This is a genomic window from Bradyrhizobium glycinis, assembly GCF_016031655.1.
GTDB lineage: Bacteria > Pseudomonadota > Alphaproteobacteria > Rhizobiales > Xanthobacteraceae > Bradyrhizobium > Bradyrhizobium glycinis.
The window spans coordinates 120,652-135,700 of the sequence record NZ_JACCHQ010000008.1; the positions used below are offsets into that span (position 1 = coordinate 120,652).

The 15,049-nt window shown below is 65.3% G+C and carries 11 protein-coding genes; 8 read left to right on the forward strand and 3 right to left on the reverse strand.

Going from position 1 to position 15,049, the window contains the following annotated elements; all coding sequences use genetic code 11:
* The first annotated feature begins 93 nt into the window (after nt 1-93).
* The 5 genes from HZZ16_RS14250 to HZZ16_RS14270 all read left to right on the forward strand — a co-directional run bounded on the left by HZZ16_RS14250 (nt 94) and on the right by HZZ16_RS14270 (nt 7,301).
* Complete coding sequence (locus HZZ16_RS14250) at nt 94-3,051, forward strand: 2-oxoglutarate dehydrogenase E1 component (protein ID WP_197949073.1); 2,958 nt, start codon at nt 94-96, stop codon at nt 3,049-3,051.
* A 172-nt stretch (nt 3,052-3,223) separates the two neighbouring features.
* Nucleotides 3,224-4,462, forward strand: a complete 1,239-nt coding sequence (odhB, locus tag HZZ16_RS14255; protein ID WP_197949074.1) for a 2-oxoglutarate dehydrogenase complex dihydrolipoyllysine-residue succinyltransferase — start codon at nt 3,224-3,226, stop codon at nt 4,460-4,462.
* 53 nt (nt 4,463-4,515) lie between these two features.
* Complete coding sequence (locus HZZ16_RS14260) at nt 4,516-5,277, forward strand: SDR family oxidoreductase (RefSeq protein ID WP_197949075.1); 762 nt, start codon at nt 4,516-4,518, stop codon at nt 5,275-5,277.
* Between the two features lie 58 nt (nt 5,278-5,335).
* Nucleotides 5,336-6,736, forward strand: coding sequence for a dihydrolipoyl dehydrogenase (gene lpdA, locus HZZ16_RS14265; protein ID WP_197949076.1), 1,401 nt, complete (start codon nt 5,336-5,338; stop codon nt 6,734-6,736).
* Between the two features lie 34 nt (nt 6,737-6,770).
* Nucleotides 6,771-7,301, forward strand: coding sequence for a hypothetical protein (locus HZZ16_RS14270; RefSeq protein WP_197949077.1), 531 nt, complete (start codon nt 6,771-6,773; stop codon nt 7,299-7,301).
* A gap of 199 nt (nt 7,302-7,500) precedes the next feature.
* On the opposite strand, the gene HZZ16_RS14275 is transcribed toward HZZ16_RS14270, so the two are convergent.
* A complete protein-coding gene (locus tag HZZ16_RS14275; protein ID WP_197949078.1) occupies nt 7,501-8,088 on the reverse strand; it encodes a DUF4337 domain-containing protein in 588 nt (195 codons plus the stop codon).
* Nucleotides 8,089-8,189: 101 nt separating this feature from the next.
* Nucleotides 8,190-9,155 carry a tyrosine recombinase XerC gene (locus HZZ16_RS14280; protein WP_197949079.1) on the reverse strand — a complete coding sequence of 322 codons (966 nt, stop codon included), beginning with the start codon at nt 9,153-9,155 and terminating at the stop codon, nt 8,190-8,192.
* A 113-nt stretch (nt 9,156-9,268) separates the two neighbouring features.
* Here HZZ16_RS14280 and HZZ16_RS14285 point away from each other — a divergent pair, with 113 nt between their 5' ends.
* Nucleotides 9,269-11,479: a primosomal protein N' gene (locus HZZ16_RS14285; RefSeq protein WP_197949080.1), complete on the forward strand. Its 2,211-nt coding sequence runs from the start codon at nt 9,269-9,271 to the stop codon at nt 11,477-11,479.
* Between the two features lie 274 nt (nt 11,480-11,753).
* Here HZZ16_RS14285 and HZZ16_RS14290 read toward each other — a convergent pair whose 3' ends face one another.
* Nucleotides 11,754-12,251, reverse strand: a complete 498-nt coding sequence (locus tag HZZ16_RS14290) for a septal ring lytic transglycosylase RlpA family protein (protein ID WP_197949081.1) — start codon at nt 12,249-12,251, stop codon at nt 11,754-11,756.
* A gap of 657 nt (nt 12,252-12,908) precedes the next feature.
* Between HZZ16_RS14290 and HZZ16_RS14295 the strand changes: the two genes are divergently transcribed.
* Both HZZ16_RS14295 and atpA read left to right on the forward strand, forming a co-directional pair.
* Nucleotides 12,909-13,469: a F0F1 ATP synthase subunit delta gene (locus HZZ16_RS14295; protein ID WP_197949082.1), complete on the forward strand. Its 561-nt coding sequence runs from the start codon at nt 12,909-12,911 to the stop codon at nt 13,467-13,469.
* A complete protein-coding gene (gene atpA, locus HZZ16_RS14300) occupies nt 13,469-14,998 on the forward strand; it encodes a F0F1 ATP synthase subunit alpha (protein ID WP_197949083.1) in 1,530 nt (509 codons plus the stop codon). Before HZZ16_RS14295 ends, atpA begins: the two co-directional genes overlap by 1 nt.
* Nucleotides 14,999-15,049: the final 51 nt, after the last annotated feature.

The following is a 15,049-nucleotide window of genomic DNA, read 5'->3' on the forward strand; positions in this document are numbered from 1 at the left end:
GGTAAAGGGTGCCTGTCGCGTCGAGCCCTGTCGGGGGAGCTCGGCGCCAGCGCCGTTTGTTATGCGCGAACCGAAATCGCCAGGAACTCAAGTATGTCTCGCCAGGACGCGAACGCAGCCTTTGCCCTGTCATCCTTTTTGCAGGGCACCAACGCCACCTACATCGACGAAATCTACGCCCGCTACCAGAAGGACCCGTCCTCGGTCGACACCGAGTGGCAGGAGTTCTTCAAGAGCCTCAACGACGCACCTGCTGACATCAGCAAGAACGCGGAAGGCCCGTCCTGGGAGCGCGACAACTGGCCGCTGACCCCGAAAGATGACCTGACCTCCGCCCTCGACGGCAATTGGGCCGAAGTCGAGAAGACGGTCGGTAGCAAGATCGCCGCCAAGGCGCAGGCCAAAGGCGCCGACATCTCCTCCGCCGACCTGCTTCAGGCCACGCGCGACTCCGTTCGCGCGCTGATGCTGATCCGCTCCTACCGCATGCGCGGCCACTTCCATGCCAAGCTCGATCCGCTCGGCATCGAAGCCCAGCGCAACCGCGAAGAGCTCGACCCGCGCACCTACGGCTTCAGCGAGGCGGATTTCGACCGCAAGATCTTCCTCGATCACGTGCTCGGCCTCGAATACGGCACTCTGCGCGAGATCACCGCGATCTGCGAGCGCACCTACTGCCAGACGCTCGGCGTCGAGTTCATGCACATCAGCAACGCCGCGCAGAAGGCCTGGATCCAGGAGCGCATCGAGGGACCCGACAAGGAGATCTCGTTCACCCGCGAAGGCCGCAGGGCCATCCTGCAGAAGCTGATCGAAGCCGAAGGCTTCGAAAAGTTCTGCGACACCAAGTTCACCGGCACCAAGCGCTTCGGCCTCGACGGCGGCGAATCCCTGATCCCCGCGCTCGAGCAGATCATCAAGCGCGGCGGCAATCTCGGCGTGAAGGAGATCGTGCTCGGCATGCCGCATCGCGGCCGCCTCAACGTGCTGACCCAGGTGATGGGCAAGGCGCACCGCGCCCTGTTCCACGAATTCAAGGGCGGTTCGGCCAATCCCGACGCGGTCGAAGGCTCCGGCGATGTCAAGTATCACCTCGGCGCGTCCTCGGACCGCGAGTTCGACGGCAACCGCATCCATCTGTCGCTGACCGCCAACCCCTCGCATCTCGAGATCGTCGATCCCGTCGTGCTCGGCAAGGTCCGGGCCAAGCAGGACCAGCACGGCGATCCCCCGGACATGCGCATCTCGGTGATGCCGCTTCTGATGCACGGCGACGCCGCGTTCGCCGGCCAGGGCGTGGTCGCGGAATGCTTCGGCCTGTCCGACCTGAAGGGCTACCGCACCGGCGGCTCCGTGCACTTCATCGTCAACAACCAGATCGGCTTCACCACCTATCCGCGTTACTCGCGCTCCTCTCCGTATCCGTCGGATGTGGCGAAGATGATCGACGCGCCGATCTTCCACGTGAACGGCGACGATCCGGAAGCCGTCGTGTTCGCGGCCAAGGTCGCGACCGAATTCCGGCAGAAGTTCCACAAGCCCGTCGTCATCGACATGTGGTGCTACCGCCGCTACGGCCACAATGAGGGCGATGAGCCGGCCTTCACCCAGCCGGTGATGTACAAGCGGATCGCGGCCCATCCCTCGACCCTCACCCTCTACTCCAAGCGCTTGATCGCGGAAGGCGTCGTCACCGAGGGCGAGGTCGACAAGCTGAAGGCGGACTGGCGCGCCCGGCTCGATGCCGAGTTCGAGGCCGGCACATCCTACAAGCCGAACAAGGCCGACTGGCTCGACGGCAAGTGGGCGGGCTTCAAGATCGCCGACCAGGAAGAGGATGCGCGGCGCGGTGTCACCGGCGTCGACATCGCCACGCTGAAGGACATCGGCCGCAAGATCACCAAGGTGCCGGACGGCTTCCGCGTTCACCGCACCATTCAGCGTTTCCTCGATAACCGCGCCAAGGCGATCGAGAGCGGCAACGGCATCGACTGGGCCACCGGCGAGGCGCTGGCGTTCTGCTCGCTGCTCAACGAAAACCACCACGTCCGCCTGTCCGGACAGGACTCGGAGCGCGGCACCTTCTCGCAGCGCCATTCGGTCCTGATCGATCAGGAGGACGAGAGCCGCTACACGCCGTTCAATCATCTCGGCCACGAGCAGGGCCATTACGAGGTCATCAACTCGCTGCTGTCTGAAGAAGCCGTGCTCGGTTTCGAATACGGCTATTCGCTCGCCGAGCCGAACACGCTGACGCTGTGGGAAGCCCAGTTCGGCGACTTCGCCAACGGCGCGCAGGTCGTGTTCGACCAGTTCATCTCCTCGGGCGAGCGCAAATGGCTGCGCATGTCCGGCCTCGTCTGCCTGTTGCCGCACGGCTACGAGGGCCAGGGTCCGGAGCACTCCTCGGCGCGCCTCGAGCGTTACTTGCAGATGTGCGCGGAAGACAACATGCAGGTGGTCTATCCGACCACGCCGGCGAACTACTTCCACGTGCTGCGGCGGCAGCTGCATCGCGAGATCCGCAAGCCGCTGATCATGATGACGCCGAAGTCGCTGCTGCGTCACAAGCGGGCGGTGTCGCGTCTGGAAGAGCTGGCGAAGGGCACGACCTTCCACCGCATCCTCTATGATGACGCCCAGATGCTGCCGAACGAGGCGATCAAGCTCGTCCCCGACGAGAAGATCCGCCGCATCGTGCTGTGCTCCGGCAAGGTCTATTACGATCTTTACGAGGAGCGCGAGAAGCGCGGCATCGACGACATCTATCTGATGCGCGTCGAGCAGCTCTATCCGGTGCCGCTGAAGGCGCTGGTGGCCGAGCTGTCGCGCTTCAAGAAGGCCGAGATGGTGTGGTGCCAGGAAGAGCCCCGCAACATGGGTGCCTGGCACTTCATCGAGCCCTATCTGGAATGGGTGCTGAACCAGGTGAACGGCGCGAGCCGGCGTCCGCGTTATGTCGGCCGCGCCGCTTCCGCCGCGACCGCAACGGGTCTGATGTCCAAGCATCAGGCTCAGCTGAAGGCGTTCCTGGACGAAGCACTGAGCTGAACTTTCTGAACTGCGTCATGCCCCGCCTCGTGCGCAACCGGCGCACCGGAGCGGGGCATCCAGGTGCCGCGGCGTGATTGCAAACGCCCCGGCTCGCTGGATGGCCTGCTTTTCGCCGGCCGATGACACCTGAATTCATGACCGCATCTGGCGATCCCTTAAGGAAGAGACCATGACTGAAATTCGTGTGCCGACGCTCGGCGAATCCGTCACCGAGGCCACCATCGGCCGCTGGTTCAAGAAGGCCGGCGATCCCGTCGCCGTCGACGAGCCCTTGGTGGAGCTCGAGACCGACAAGGTCACCATCGAAGTCCCGGCGCCCTCCGCCGGCACGCTGAGCGAGATCATCGCTGCCGATGGTGCGACCGTTGCCGTGGGCGCGCTGCTCGGTCAGATCACCGACGGGGCCGGCGCCGCCAAGCCCGCCGCGCCGGCCAAGGCTGCTGCGCCTGCCGCTGCCGCCGCTGCTCCCGCGCCGGCTCCCGCTGCCGCGAAGGCGCCGCCGGCCGACGCGCCGCTCGCGCCGTCGGTGCGTAAGCTCTCGGCCGAGACCGGCATCGACGCCTCGACCGTTCCGGGCTCCGGCAAGGACGGCCGCGTCACCAAGGGCGATATGCTGGCCGCGATCGAGCGCGCCGCCTCCGCGCCGACCCCGGTCAACCAGCCCGCCGCCGCGGTTCAGGTCCGCGCGCCGTCGCCGGCCGATGACGCCGCCCGCGAAGAGCGCGTCAAGATGACCCGGCTGCGCCAGACCATCGCGCGCCGTCTCAAGGACGTGCAGAACACCGCGGCCATGCTGACGACCTTCAACGAGGTCGACATGACCAACGTCATGGCGCTGCGTGCGCACTACAAGGACGCGTTCGAGAAGAAGCATGGCGCCAAGCTCGGCTTCATGGGCTTCTTCACCAAGGCCGTCGTGCAGGCGCTGAAGGACATCCCGGCCGTCAACGCCGAGATCGACGGCAGCGACCTGATCTACAAGAACTATTATCACATCGGCGTCGCCGTCGGCACCGACAAGGGCCTGGTCGTGCCGGTGGTGCGCGACTGCGACCACAAGTCGATCTCCGACATCGAGAAGAGCATCGCCGATTTCGGCCGCCGCGCCCGCGACGGCCAGCTCAAGATCGACGAGATGCAGGGCGGCACCTTCACCATCACCAATGGCGGCATCTACGGCTCGCTGATGTCGACCCCGATCCTGAACGCGCCGCAGTCCGGCATTTTGGGCATGCACAAGATCCAGGAGCGGCCGATGGTCGTCGGCGGCAAGATCGAGGTCCGACCGATGATGTATCTGGCGCTGTCCTACGATCACCGCGTGATCGACGGCAAGGAAGCCGTCACCTTCCTGGTCCGCGTGAAGGAGAGTCTGGAAGATCCGGCGCGCCTGGTGCTCGATCTCTGATCGCTGATGCTTGCGAGCGCCGTCGCGACTGACGCGACGGCGCGTGTCGAACCATGGAGGCGCGCGTGACGGATAAAGTCGTTGTCATCACCGGCGGCAGCCGCGGCATCGGGCGGGCGACCGCGCTCGCGGCGGCCGCGCGCGGCTTTCGCGTCGTGGTCGGCTATGCCAGCAATAAGGATGCCGCCGACGAGGTCGTCGCGCAGATCGCGGCCAGCAACGGCAAGGCCATCGCGGTGAAATGCGACGTCGCCGAGGAAAGCGACATCCTCAATCTGTTCAAGGAAGCCGACAAGTTCGGCACGCTGGGGGCGCTCGTCAACAATGGCGGCATCGTCGGCAAGAGCGGCGTGCGCGTCGACGAGATGTCGGCCGAGCGCATCCATCGCGTGATGGCGGTCAACGTCACCGGCTCGATCCTCTGCGCGCGCGAGGCGGTGAAGCGGATGTCGACCAAGCACGGCGGCAAGGGCGGCGTCATCGTCAACCTGTCCTCGGTCGCAGCGCGTCTCGGCGCGCCCAACACCTATGTCGACTACGCCGCGTCCAAGGGCGCGGTCGATTCCTTCACCGTCGGCCTCGGCCATGAGGTCGCGGGCGAGGGCATCCGCGTCGCCGCAATCCGTCCCGGCTTGATCGACACCGAGATCCACGCCGCCGGCGGCGAGCCCGACCGCGCCCATCGCCTGGCCCATCTGGTGCCGATGAAGCGCGTCGGCACCGCCGACGAAATCGCCAATGCCATCGTCTGGCTGATCTCGGACGAGGCCTCCTACGTCACCTCAGCCATTCTCGATGTGTCCGGCGGACGCTGAGGCGCCGCGCGGACGCTGACACATCCTCACCACGCCTAACCTTACGGGACTTTCTCTCATGGCTACCTACGATCTCGTCGTCATCGGCACCGGACCGGGCGGTTATGTCTGCGCGGTGCGCGCGAGCCAGCTCGGCATGAAAGTCGCCGTGGTCGAAAAGAACGCAACCCTCGGCGGCACCTGCCTCAATGTCGGCTGCATGCCGTCGAAGGCGCTGCTGCACGCCTCCGAGATGTTCGAGGAAGCCGGCCATTCCTTCGCCAAGATGGGCGTGAGCGTTTCCGCGCCGAAGCTCGATCTGCCCGCGATGATGAACTTCAAGCAGCAGGGCATCGACGGCAACGTCAAGGGCGTCGAGTTCCTGATGAAGAAGAACAAGATCGACGTGCTCAAGGGCACCGGCAAGATCTTAGGCACGGGCAAAGTCGAGGTCTCCGCCGACGGCAAGTCGCAGGTGGTCGAGACCAAGAACATCGTGATCGCCACCGGCTCCGACATCGCGCGCCTCAAGGGCATCGACATCGACGAGAAGCGCATCGTGTCTTCGACCGGCGCGCTGTCGCTGGAGAAGGTGCCAGGCAGATTGCTGGTCATTGGCGCCGGCGTGATCGGGCTCGAACTCGGCTCGGTATGGCGCCGGCTCGGATCCGAAGTCATGGTGGTCGAATTCCTCGATCGCATCCTGCCCGGCATGGACGGCGAGATCGCCAAGCAATTCCAGCGCATTCTTGAAAAGCAGGGATTTGCATTCAAGCTGGGTTCGAAGGTGACCGGCGTCGAGGTGAACAGCAAGGCATTGCTCGCGAAAATCGAACCGGCTTCCGGCGGCGCCGCCGAGACCATCGAGGCCGACGTCGTGCTGGTCTGCATCGGCCGCACGCCCTACACCGACGGTCTCGGCCTCAAGGAAGCCGGCGTCGCGCTGGATTCGCGCGGCCGGGTGCAGATCGATCCGCATTTCGCCACCAGCCTGAAGGGCGTCTATGCCATCGGCGACGTCGTCGCTGGGCCCATGCTGGCGCACAAGGCCGAGGACGAAGGTGTTGCGGTCGCCGAGATCATCGCCGGCCAGGCCGGCCACGTGAATTACGACGTGATCCCGGGCGTCGTGTATACCACGCCGGAAGTGTCCTCCGTCGGCAAGACCGAGGAGGAACTCAAGCAGGCGGGCGTGGCTTATACGGTTGGAAAGTTCCCGTTCACCGCCAACGGCCGCTCCAAGGTCAACCAGACCACTGACGGGTTTGTGAAAATTCTCGCTGATTCCAAGACCGATCGCGTGCTTGGCGTGCACATTATCGGCCGCGAAGCCGGCGAAATGATCCATGAAGCGTGCGTTCTCATGGAATTTGGCGGCAGTGCGGAAGATCTCGCGCGCACCTGCCACGCCCATCCGACCCGCTCGGAGGCCGTCAAGGAAGCCGCGCTTGCGGTCGGCAGGCGCGCCATCCATATGTAGCGAAGCGCCCAGCGCCGAACCGGGCGGGAAACACATGCTGCGCCGCCTTCTTCAACCGGTCTGGGTCCTGCTTGCGATCGTCTTCCTGATCGAAGCCTGGCTGTGGGACCATCTCGAGCCGATCGTTGCCAAGGTCGTCGCGGCCATCCCGCTCGCGCGCTTCAAGCAATGGCTGACGGAGCGCGTCGATGCGCTGTCGCCGGCCATGACGCTGGTCGTGTTCGCGGTCCCCGTCATCCCGCTGTTTCCGCTCAAGCTGGTCGGCCTGTGGCTGCTCGCGCACGAATACTGGACCAGCGCGGTCTTCACGATCGTGTTCGCGAAGCTCGTCGGCGTCGGCGTCACCGCCTTCGTGTTCGACGTCACGCGCGCCAAGCTTCTGGAGATGCACTGGTTCGAGCGGATCTACGCCCTGGTGCTGAAAATCCGCGCCAAGGCCGCGGAGCTGGTCGACCCGATCAAGCGCCGCATCCGCGAGCTGATCGCCGGCGATGGCGAAGGCTGGTCCTCCCGCACGCTGCGTCTGATCCAGCGTTTCAGGAAGAGCGTGCACCAGGCGCGCTGAGCGTCAGCACAATCATCTCACACCGTCACCCTGAGGTGGCGCTTCTTCAGCGGCCCTCGAAGGCCGACGGCCCGTCTCTATCCGCGCGGGGCTGCAGCTCGGCCGTTCATCCTTCGAGGCTCCGCCCGCGATGCGTTGTATCGCAGGCCTCGCACCTCAGGATGACGGGATTGACGTTGACGCGATTGGGCGCCGCCCCTCAATGCAAATGCAGCAGATGCGGCCACCACAGGCCGAGCGCGGTCATGATCAGGCCGGCGATCGTCAGCACGCCGCTGACATAGGCGAGCGCCAGCATGCCGGTGATGATGGTGGCCGAGGCCAGCACGATGCCGATTTGGAAGGCGGCCGAGGCCAGCTCGAAATGATGGTACTTCGCGGTCGCTTCGTCGCGGGCGTGCTCGGCGTGCTTGGCCTTCTCTGCAAGCTGCTCGGTGCCTTCGCCGGTCTCAGGCTCGGAGCGGTAGCGCTGCGCGGTCTTGGTCCAGTCCTCGATCTGCTTCTGCACGGCGGGTTTCTGCGCCTCGTCCGCGGCGGCCAGCGTCAGCTTGCCCTGCTCCGCCGCGGTCACCACCACCGTGCGGCGGATGCTCTTGGCCTGGAAGAACGCCCAGAGATTGGCGGCTTCGACGTTCTTGCTGATCGATTCGGTCTGAGCGCCCTTGCCGAGCGTCTCCGAGATCGCAAGGAACAGCGCCAGCACGGCGATCAGAAGGGCGATCTTCTTGTTCGAGCCGGACGCGTGTTCGGCGTGCTCGGCATGCTCCATGCTTTCATGTGCGCTCATGATTCCCCTCCGCTTCGGTTCCGCAACGATTGACCGAACCGCGCGGCCTGCGCAAGAGGCCTGAGCGCTATGACAGCTTCATGTCAGAATTCAGCGGCAATTCAGCGCCGCGGATGCGCGCTCGCATACACTTCGAGCAATCGCTCGGAATCGATGCCGGTGTAGACCTGCGTCGTCGACAGCGAGGAATGGCCGAGCAATTCCTGGATGGCGCGCAAGTCGCCGCCGCGCGAGAGCAGATGCGTGGCGAAGGAATGCCGGAGCGCGTGCGGCGTGGCGCTGTCGGGGAGTCCCAGCGCGCCGCGCAGCCGCTCCATCGCGAGCTGGATGATGCGCGGGCTCAAGGGGCCGCCGCGTGCGCCGACGAAGATCGGCCTCTCCGCCGGCAGCGGATACGGACAGATCGCAACGTATTCTTGAATCAATGCGAGCACGTTCTGCAGCACCGGCACCATACGGGTCTTGTTGCCCTTGCCGGTCACGACCAGCACGTCGCCTTCGCCGGGCCGCGGCACCTCGCGGCGCTTCAGGGAGAGGGCTTCGGAGATGCGCAGGCCTGAGCCGTACAAGAGCGCCATCACCGCGGCATCGCGCGCCAGGATCCAGGTCTCGCGTTCCTCGCCGGCGCGCTCATCGGCGTCGGCAAGACGTTTGGCCGATGCCATCGGCAGCGGCTTCGGCAGGCTCTTTGCAACTTTGGGCGCGCGGATCGCCGAGAGCGCGCCGACCTTGCCCTTGCCTTCGCGTTCGAGGAAGCGACCGAACGAACGCAGCCCCGCCAGCGCGCGCATCAGGCTGCGGCCGGCGATGTCGTCGGCGCGGCGCATCGCCATGAAGGCGCGCACGTCGGTTGCCTCCAGCGCCGCGAATCGCTCGAGCGTGACGCGCTCGCCCCAATGCGCACAGAGAAAGTCCAGGCACTGCCGCAAGTCGCGGCCATAGGCCTCCAGCGTCTTCGGCGACAGCCGCCGCTCGGCGCCGAGATGCGCCAGCCAGCGCGCCATCTCCTGCGCGATCGAGGGATCGGCGCTGGCGAGCTCGATTTGTGGGGCGGCCGCTTTGCTCATGCGCTCTGGACGTGGTGATTCCGCACAGTATATCGCATCACACTCGTTTATCGTTCGCTAAGGCCGCCGCGCGGCGCTAGCCTCAAGGCCTCAAGGTTCCGATTCCAAAGCTCATGGACCAATCACCGCGCAACAGCACCGCCCCCGCCACCGCGACCCGCATGGTCGACGTGCTGGTGCCGGTCGCACTCGACCAGACCTATTCCTACAAGGTGCCGCGCGGCATGGAGCTGAAGGCGGGTGACCTCGTCGGTGTGCCGCTCGGTCCGCGCGAGGTGCTGGCCGTGGTCTGGGGCGAGAATGCCAATCCCGATCCGCGCCTACACAACCGCCTCAAGGAGGTCAGCGAGAAGCTCGACATCCCGCCGCTCAAGCCGGAGCTGCGCTCGGTGGTGGACTGGGTCGCCAATTACACGCTGAGCCCGCGCGGCATGGTGCTGCGCATGTGCCTCCGCATGGGCGAAAATCTCGGCCCGGAGCGGGCGCGCGCCGGCGTGCGCCTGACCGGCGATCCTCCGAAGCGTCTGACGCCGGCGCGGAGCCGCGTGATCGCGGTGCTGTCGGACCGGCTGCTGCACGGCAAGTCCGAGGCGGCCAAGGAAGCCGGCGTCTCCGCAGGCGTGATCGACGGCCTCGTCGATGAAGGCACGCTCACGGTGGAGCCGATGCCGCCGCCGCCTCCGCCGCCGGCGCCCGATCCGGAATTCGGCCGGCCGGACTTCACGTCGCTGCAGCGCGCGGCCGTCGACACCATGCGCGCGCTCGCGGCCAACGGCACCTTCCACGTCGCGCTGCTCGACGGCGTCACCGGCTCGGGTAAGACCGAGGTCTATTTCGAGGCCGTCGCCGAGGTGGTCCGTCGCGGCAAGCAGGCGCTGATCCTGATGCCGGAGATCGCGCTCACCGGCCAGTTCCTCGACCGCTTTGCGCAGCGCTTTGGCGTACGGCCGATCGAGTGGCATTCGGAGCTGACCCCGCGCACCCGCGCGCGCAATTGGGCCGCGATCTCCGAAGGTTCAGCGCCGGTCGTGGTCGGCGCGCGCTCGGCGCTGTTTCTCCCTTACGCCAATCTCGGCCTCATCGTCGTCGATGAAGAGCACGACCAGGCCTACAAGCAGGACGACGGCGTGCATTACCACGCCCGCGACATGGCGGTGGTGCGCGGGCATATCGCAAAGATCCCGGTCGTGCTGGCCTCCGCGACGCCGTCGGTGGAATCCGAGGTCAATGCGCGCAAGAACCGCTATCAGCGCATCGCGCTGCCCTCGCGCTTCGGCGGCCAGCACATGCCGCATATCGAGGCCATCGACCTGCGCCGCGAGCCGCCCGCGCGCGGCCGCTTCATCTCGCCGCGGCTTGCCGGGCAGATCAGGACCGCGATCGAGCGGCGCGAGCAGGCGCTGTTGTTCCTCAATCGCCGCGGCTATGCGCCGCTGACGCTGTGCCGTGCCTGCGGCCATCGCTTCGCCTGCACCATCTGCGATGCCTGGCTGGTCGATCATCGTTTCCGTCAGCGCCTGGTCTGTCACCATTGCGGCTTCTCGATGCCGCGCCCGCACATCTGCCCGAACTGTTCGGCCGAGGAATCGCTGGTCGCGGTCGGCCCCGGCGTCGAGCGCCTGCAGGAGGAGGCGGCCACGCTGTTCCCGCAAGCCCGCACCATGGTGCTGTCGAGCGATCTCATCACCTCGATCGAGACGATGCGAAGCGAGCTCGCCGAGATCGCGGAGGGCCGCGTCGACATCATCATCGGCACGCAGCTCGTGGCCAAGGGTCACAACTTTCCGCGGCTCAATCTGGTCGGCGTGGTCGATGCCGATCTCGGCCTTTCCAACGGCGACCCGCGCGCGGCCGAGCGCACCTGGCAATTGCTCAACCAGGTGATCGGCCGCGCCGGCCGCGAGCAGGGCCGCGGCGTCGGCTATCTCCAGACCCACCAGCCCGATCATCCCGTGATGCGGGCCTTGATCGCCTGCGATCGCGAGGCCTTCTACGACAGCGAGATCGAGCTGCGCGAGAAGACGCTCTATCCGCCGTTCGGCCGGCTCGCCAGCCTGATCATCTCCGCCGGCGATCGCCCGGGCGCCGAAGGCTTCGGCCGCAAGCTTGTCGCGCTAGCGCCGCGCGACGAGCGCGTCGTCGTGCTCGGTCCCGCCGAAGCACCGCTCGCCGTCATCAAGGGCCGCTACCGCTTTCGCATCCTGGTGAAATCGGCGCGCGGTTTCGATCTGTCGGACTATCTGCGCAACTGGCTCGCGGTCTGTCCGAAGCCGACAGGCAACCTGAAGCTGGAAGTGGACGTCGATCCGCAGAGCTTTTTGTGATCCTCGAGCTTTCGTAGATTTCGTAGGGTGGGCAAAGCGCGCGTTTTCGTTCGAAGAACGAAGGCGCAAGCGTGCCCACCACTGAAATTGGTGGGCACGCATCCGCCGTCGCTCTGCGATCGCCGGCGGATGCTTTGCCCACCCTACGCGCTGCGCTCGCAATGACGACAGCAAACAACAAAAAGCCCGCGGTCCCCCAAGACCGCGGGCTCGTTTCACGCGCGCATCAAACTGATGAAAACTGCGCGTGTGAAGGAAGGCGCGTCGAAACGCCTTAGGAGATGACTTCCGCGGTGACGCGGCCGACGCCGCGACTGGTGAGGCCAATGGCGCGGGCGGCACCGGTGGAGAGGTCGAGCACACGCCCGCGAATGAACGGGCCGCGGTCGTTGATGGTGACGACCACGCTCTGGCCGCCATGGGTGACGCGCAGCTTGGTGCCGAACGGCAGCGAACGGTGCGCCGCGGTCATGGCGTTCTGGTTGAAGCGCTGGCCCGAGGCGGTCTTGCTGCCGGACTCATTGCCGTAAAAGGACGCGATGCCGGAGAAGCTGCGGCCCGTGCCGGAGGTCGGCGTCATCGACGCATTGGCATTGCGCCAATCGGAGGTCGCGTTGGCCTCGGTCTGGGCCTGGTGGCGGTGGTGATGCCGGTGATGCCGGGATTTGGCGGAAGCTTCGGTGGCAGTTCCACCGACGAGGAGAGTTGCGGCGACGAAAGCAATCGCCGTACGCGGCCGGGTCACAAAGCCCAGCGTCTTCAAAGACAGCATTTAATGGTCCCTAAGCTAGTATTGCCACATTTGTGGCAAGTGGAGCCCCCATCAGTTTGTGAGCGGATTGGCGTTTCGATTCCCAATGAGGCGTGAATTGGGCAGTAAATCCAGTATGTGTCGTCATGAAATATCTTGTTACCGTCGCGCGATATTCAGCCGATGTTCCGTAATCTTCGCCTTTAACGATTTATTAACCTCACGACTACTTTCGATTACTGTAAAGCGAAGTCATCGCCCCGCGCATTTAGAATTCGATAAGTATTCGGCGGGTGGAACTGGCGGGAACGGATTCACGCGTCAGCGATCCGTGTTCATGGCCGCTATGCGCTGGGGGCAGGAACCAATGGAGGGTGCCGCGGCAGGGCCGGCGCCAATTTCCGTGAGGTAGCAGGTGGCCGCCTCGGCTGCGCCTCCGTGCGCGATATGTCGCGAGGCTGCGACGAACTGGCGACAGAACCTCATGCCTTTAATTTGGCGTCATGTTGCACCTGCGCGCCCGCTATGTTAGCAAAGCCGCGATTTTAACGAGCCCGGCACCTCCCGTGCTGGTCGAAAATCGAAGTCCCGCTTGAATTCCAAGGGCTTGGATCGCTAGGCGCCGCTTCGTGGCGACGGTTTTTCCCTTGCGAGTTTGACAGCAAAAAGAGCGCGTCTGTGGCTGCAGAAGATACGTCCGTTTCAGGTGTGTCCGGCCGTTATGCAACGGCCTTGTTTGAACTGGCCCGCGACCAGAACGTGGTCGACGCGGTCAAAGCCGATCTCGACAAATTCGATGCCCTGCTGAACGAGAGCGCCGATCTGAAGCGCCTCGTCCGCAGCCCGGTGTTCGCGGCCGACGCCCAGTCCAAGGCCCTCTCGGCCGTGCTGGACAAGGCCGGCATCACCGGCATCGCCGCCAACTTCCTGAAAGTGCTGACCGCCAACCGCCGCCTGTTCGCGGTGGCCGACGTCATCCGCGCCTACCGCGCGCTCGTCGCCAAGTTCAAGGGCGAGACGACCGCCGACGTCACCGTGGCGGAAGCGCTCTCGGACAAGAATCTCGATGCCCTCAAGGTCGCCCTCAAATCGGTGACCGGCAAGGATGTCGCGCTGAACGTGAAGGTTGATCCCTCGATCATCGGTGGCCTTGTCGTCAAGCTGGGCAGCCGCATGGTGGATGGTTCGCTTCGCACCAAACTCAATTCGATCAAGCACGCGATGAAAGAGGCAGGCTGATGGACATCCGCGCCGCGGAAATTTCCGCGATCCTCAAGGACCAGATCAAGAATTTCGGCCAGGAAGCTGAAGTCTCCGAAGTCGGACAGGTGCTGTCCGTCGGCGACGGTATCGCCCGCGTCTACGGTCTGGACAACGTCCAGGCCGGTGAAATGGTCGAGTTCGAGAACGGCACCCGCGGCATGGCGCTGAACCTCGAGACCGACAACGTCGGTGTCGTTATTTTCGGCGCCGACCGCGAGATCAAGGAAGGCCAGACCGTCAAGCGCACCCGCGCCATCGTGGACGCGCCGGTCGGCAAGGGCCTGCTCGGCCGCGTCGTCGACGCGCTCGGCAATCCCATCGACGGAAAGGGCCCGATCCAGGCCGACAAGCGCATGCGCGTCGACGTCAAGGCGCCTGGCATCATTCCGCGCAAGTCGGTGAGCGAGCCGATGGCGACCGGCCTCAAGGCCATCGACGCCCTGATCCCGATCGGCCGCGGCCAGCGCGAGCTGATCATCGGCGACCGCCAGACCGGCAAGACCGCGATCGCGCTCGACACCATCCTGAACCAGAAGCCGCTCAACGCGCAGCCGGACGAGAACATCAAGCTGTACTGCGTCTACGTCGCGGTCGGCCAGAAGCGTTCGACCGTCGCGCAGTTCGTGAAGGTGCTGGAAGAGCAGGGCGCGCTCGAATATTCGATCGTCGTTGCCGCCACCGCCTCCGATCCGGCGCCGATGCAGTACATCGCGCCCTTCACCGGCTGCACCATGGGCGAGTACTTCCGCGACAACGGCATGCACGCGGTCATCATCTATGACGACCTGTCCAAGCAGGCCGTCGCCTACCGCCAGATGTCGCTGCTGCTGCGCCGCCCGCCGGGCCGCGAAGCCTATCCGGGCGACGTGTTCTATCTGCACTCCCGCCTGCTCGAGCGCGCGGCGAAGCTGAACAAGGACCAGGGCTCGGGCTCGCTGACGGCGCTGCCTGTCATCGAAACCCAGGCCAACGACGTGTCGGCCTACATCCCGACCAACGTCATCTCGATCACCGACGGCCAGATCTTCCTGGAAACCGACCTGTTCTTCCAGGGCATCCGTCCGGCTGTGAACGTCGGTCTGTCGGTGTCGCGCGTCGGCTCCTCGGCGCAGACCAAGGCCACCAAGAAGGTCGCCGGCAAGATCAAGGGCGAGCTCGCGCAGTACCGCGAAATGGCGGCGTTCGCGCAGTTCGGCTCCGACCTCGATGCCTCGACCCAGCGCCTGCTCAACCGCGGTTCGCGCCTCACCGAGCTGTTGAAGCAGCCGCAATTCTCGCCGCTGAAGATGGAGGAGCAGGTTTGCGTGATCTGGGCCGGCACCAACGGCTATCTCGATCCGCTGCCGCTCAACAAGGTGCGCGCGTTCGAGGACGGCCTGCTCTCGCTGCTGCGCGGCAAGCACGCCGACATCCTCAACGCGATCCGCGACAGCCGCGACCTCTCCGACGACACCGCCGGCAAGCTGAAGTCGGTGGTCGAAGGCTTCGCGAAGAGCTTCGCTTAAGAGTGCCGTCATGGCCGGGCTGAAGCGCGAAGCGCGTCTTCGCAACTGAAG

Excerpts from the sequence above, each read along its gene's own strand:
- HZZ16_RS14260 (WP_197949075.1), top strand. The coding sequence starts at position 4,516 with ATGGAGGCGCGCGTGACGGATAAAGTCGTTGTCATCACCGGCGGCAGC.
- HZZ16_RS14270 (WP_197949077.1), top strand. The coding sequence starts at position 6,771 with ATGCTGCGCCGCCTTCTTCAACCGGTCTGGGTCCTGCTTGCGATCGTC.
- odhB (WP_197949074.1), top strand. The coding sequence starts at position 3,224 with ATGACTGAAATTCGTGTGCCGACGCTCGGCGAATCCGTCACCGAGGCC.
- HZZ16_RS14280 (WP_197949079.1), bottom strand. The coding sequence starts at position 9,155 with ATGAGCAAAGCGGCCGCCCCACAAATCGAGCTCGCCAGCGCCGATCCC.
- HZZ16_RS14250 (WP_197949073.1), top strand. The coding sequence starts at position 94 with ATGTCTCGCCAGGACGCGAACGCAGCCTTTGCCCTGTCATCCTTTTTG.
- HZZ16_RS14285 (WP_197949080.1), top strand. The coding sequence starts at position 9,269 with ATGGACCAATCACCGCGCAACAGCACCGCCCCCGCCACCGCGACCCGC.
- HZZ16_RS14275 (WP_197949078.1), bottom strand. The coding sequence starts at position 8,088 with ATGAGCGCACATGAAAGCATGGAGCATGCCGAGCACGCCGAACACGCG.
- lpdA (WP_197949076.1), top strand. The coding sequence starts at position 5,336 with ATGGCTACCTACGATCTCGTCGTCATCGGCACCGGACCGGGCGGTTAT.
- HZZ16_RS14290 (WP_197949081.1), bottom strand. The coding sequence starts at position 12,251 with ATGCTGTCTTTGAAGACGCTGGGCTTTGTGACCCGGCCGCGTACGGCG.
- atpA (WP_197949083.1), top strand. The coding sequence starts at position 13,469 with ATGGACATCCGCGCCGCGGAAATTTCCGCGATCCTCAAGGACCAGATC.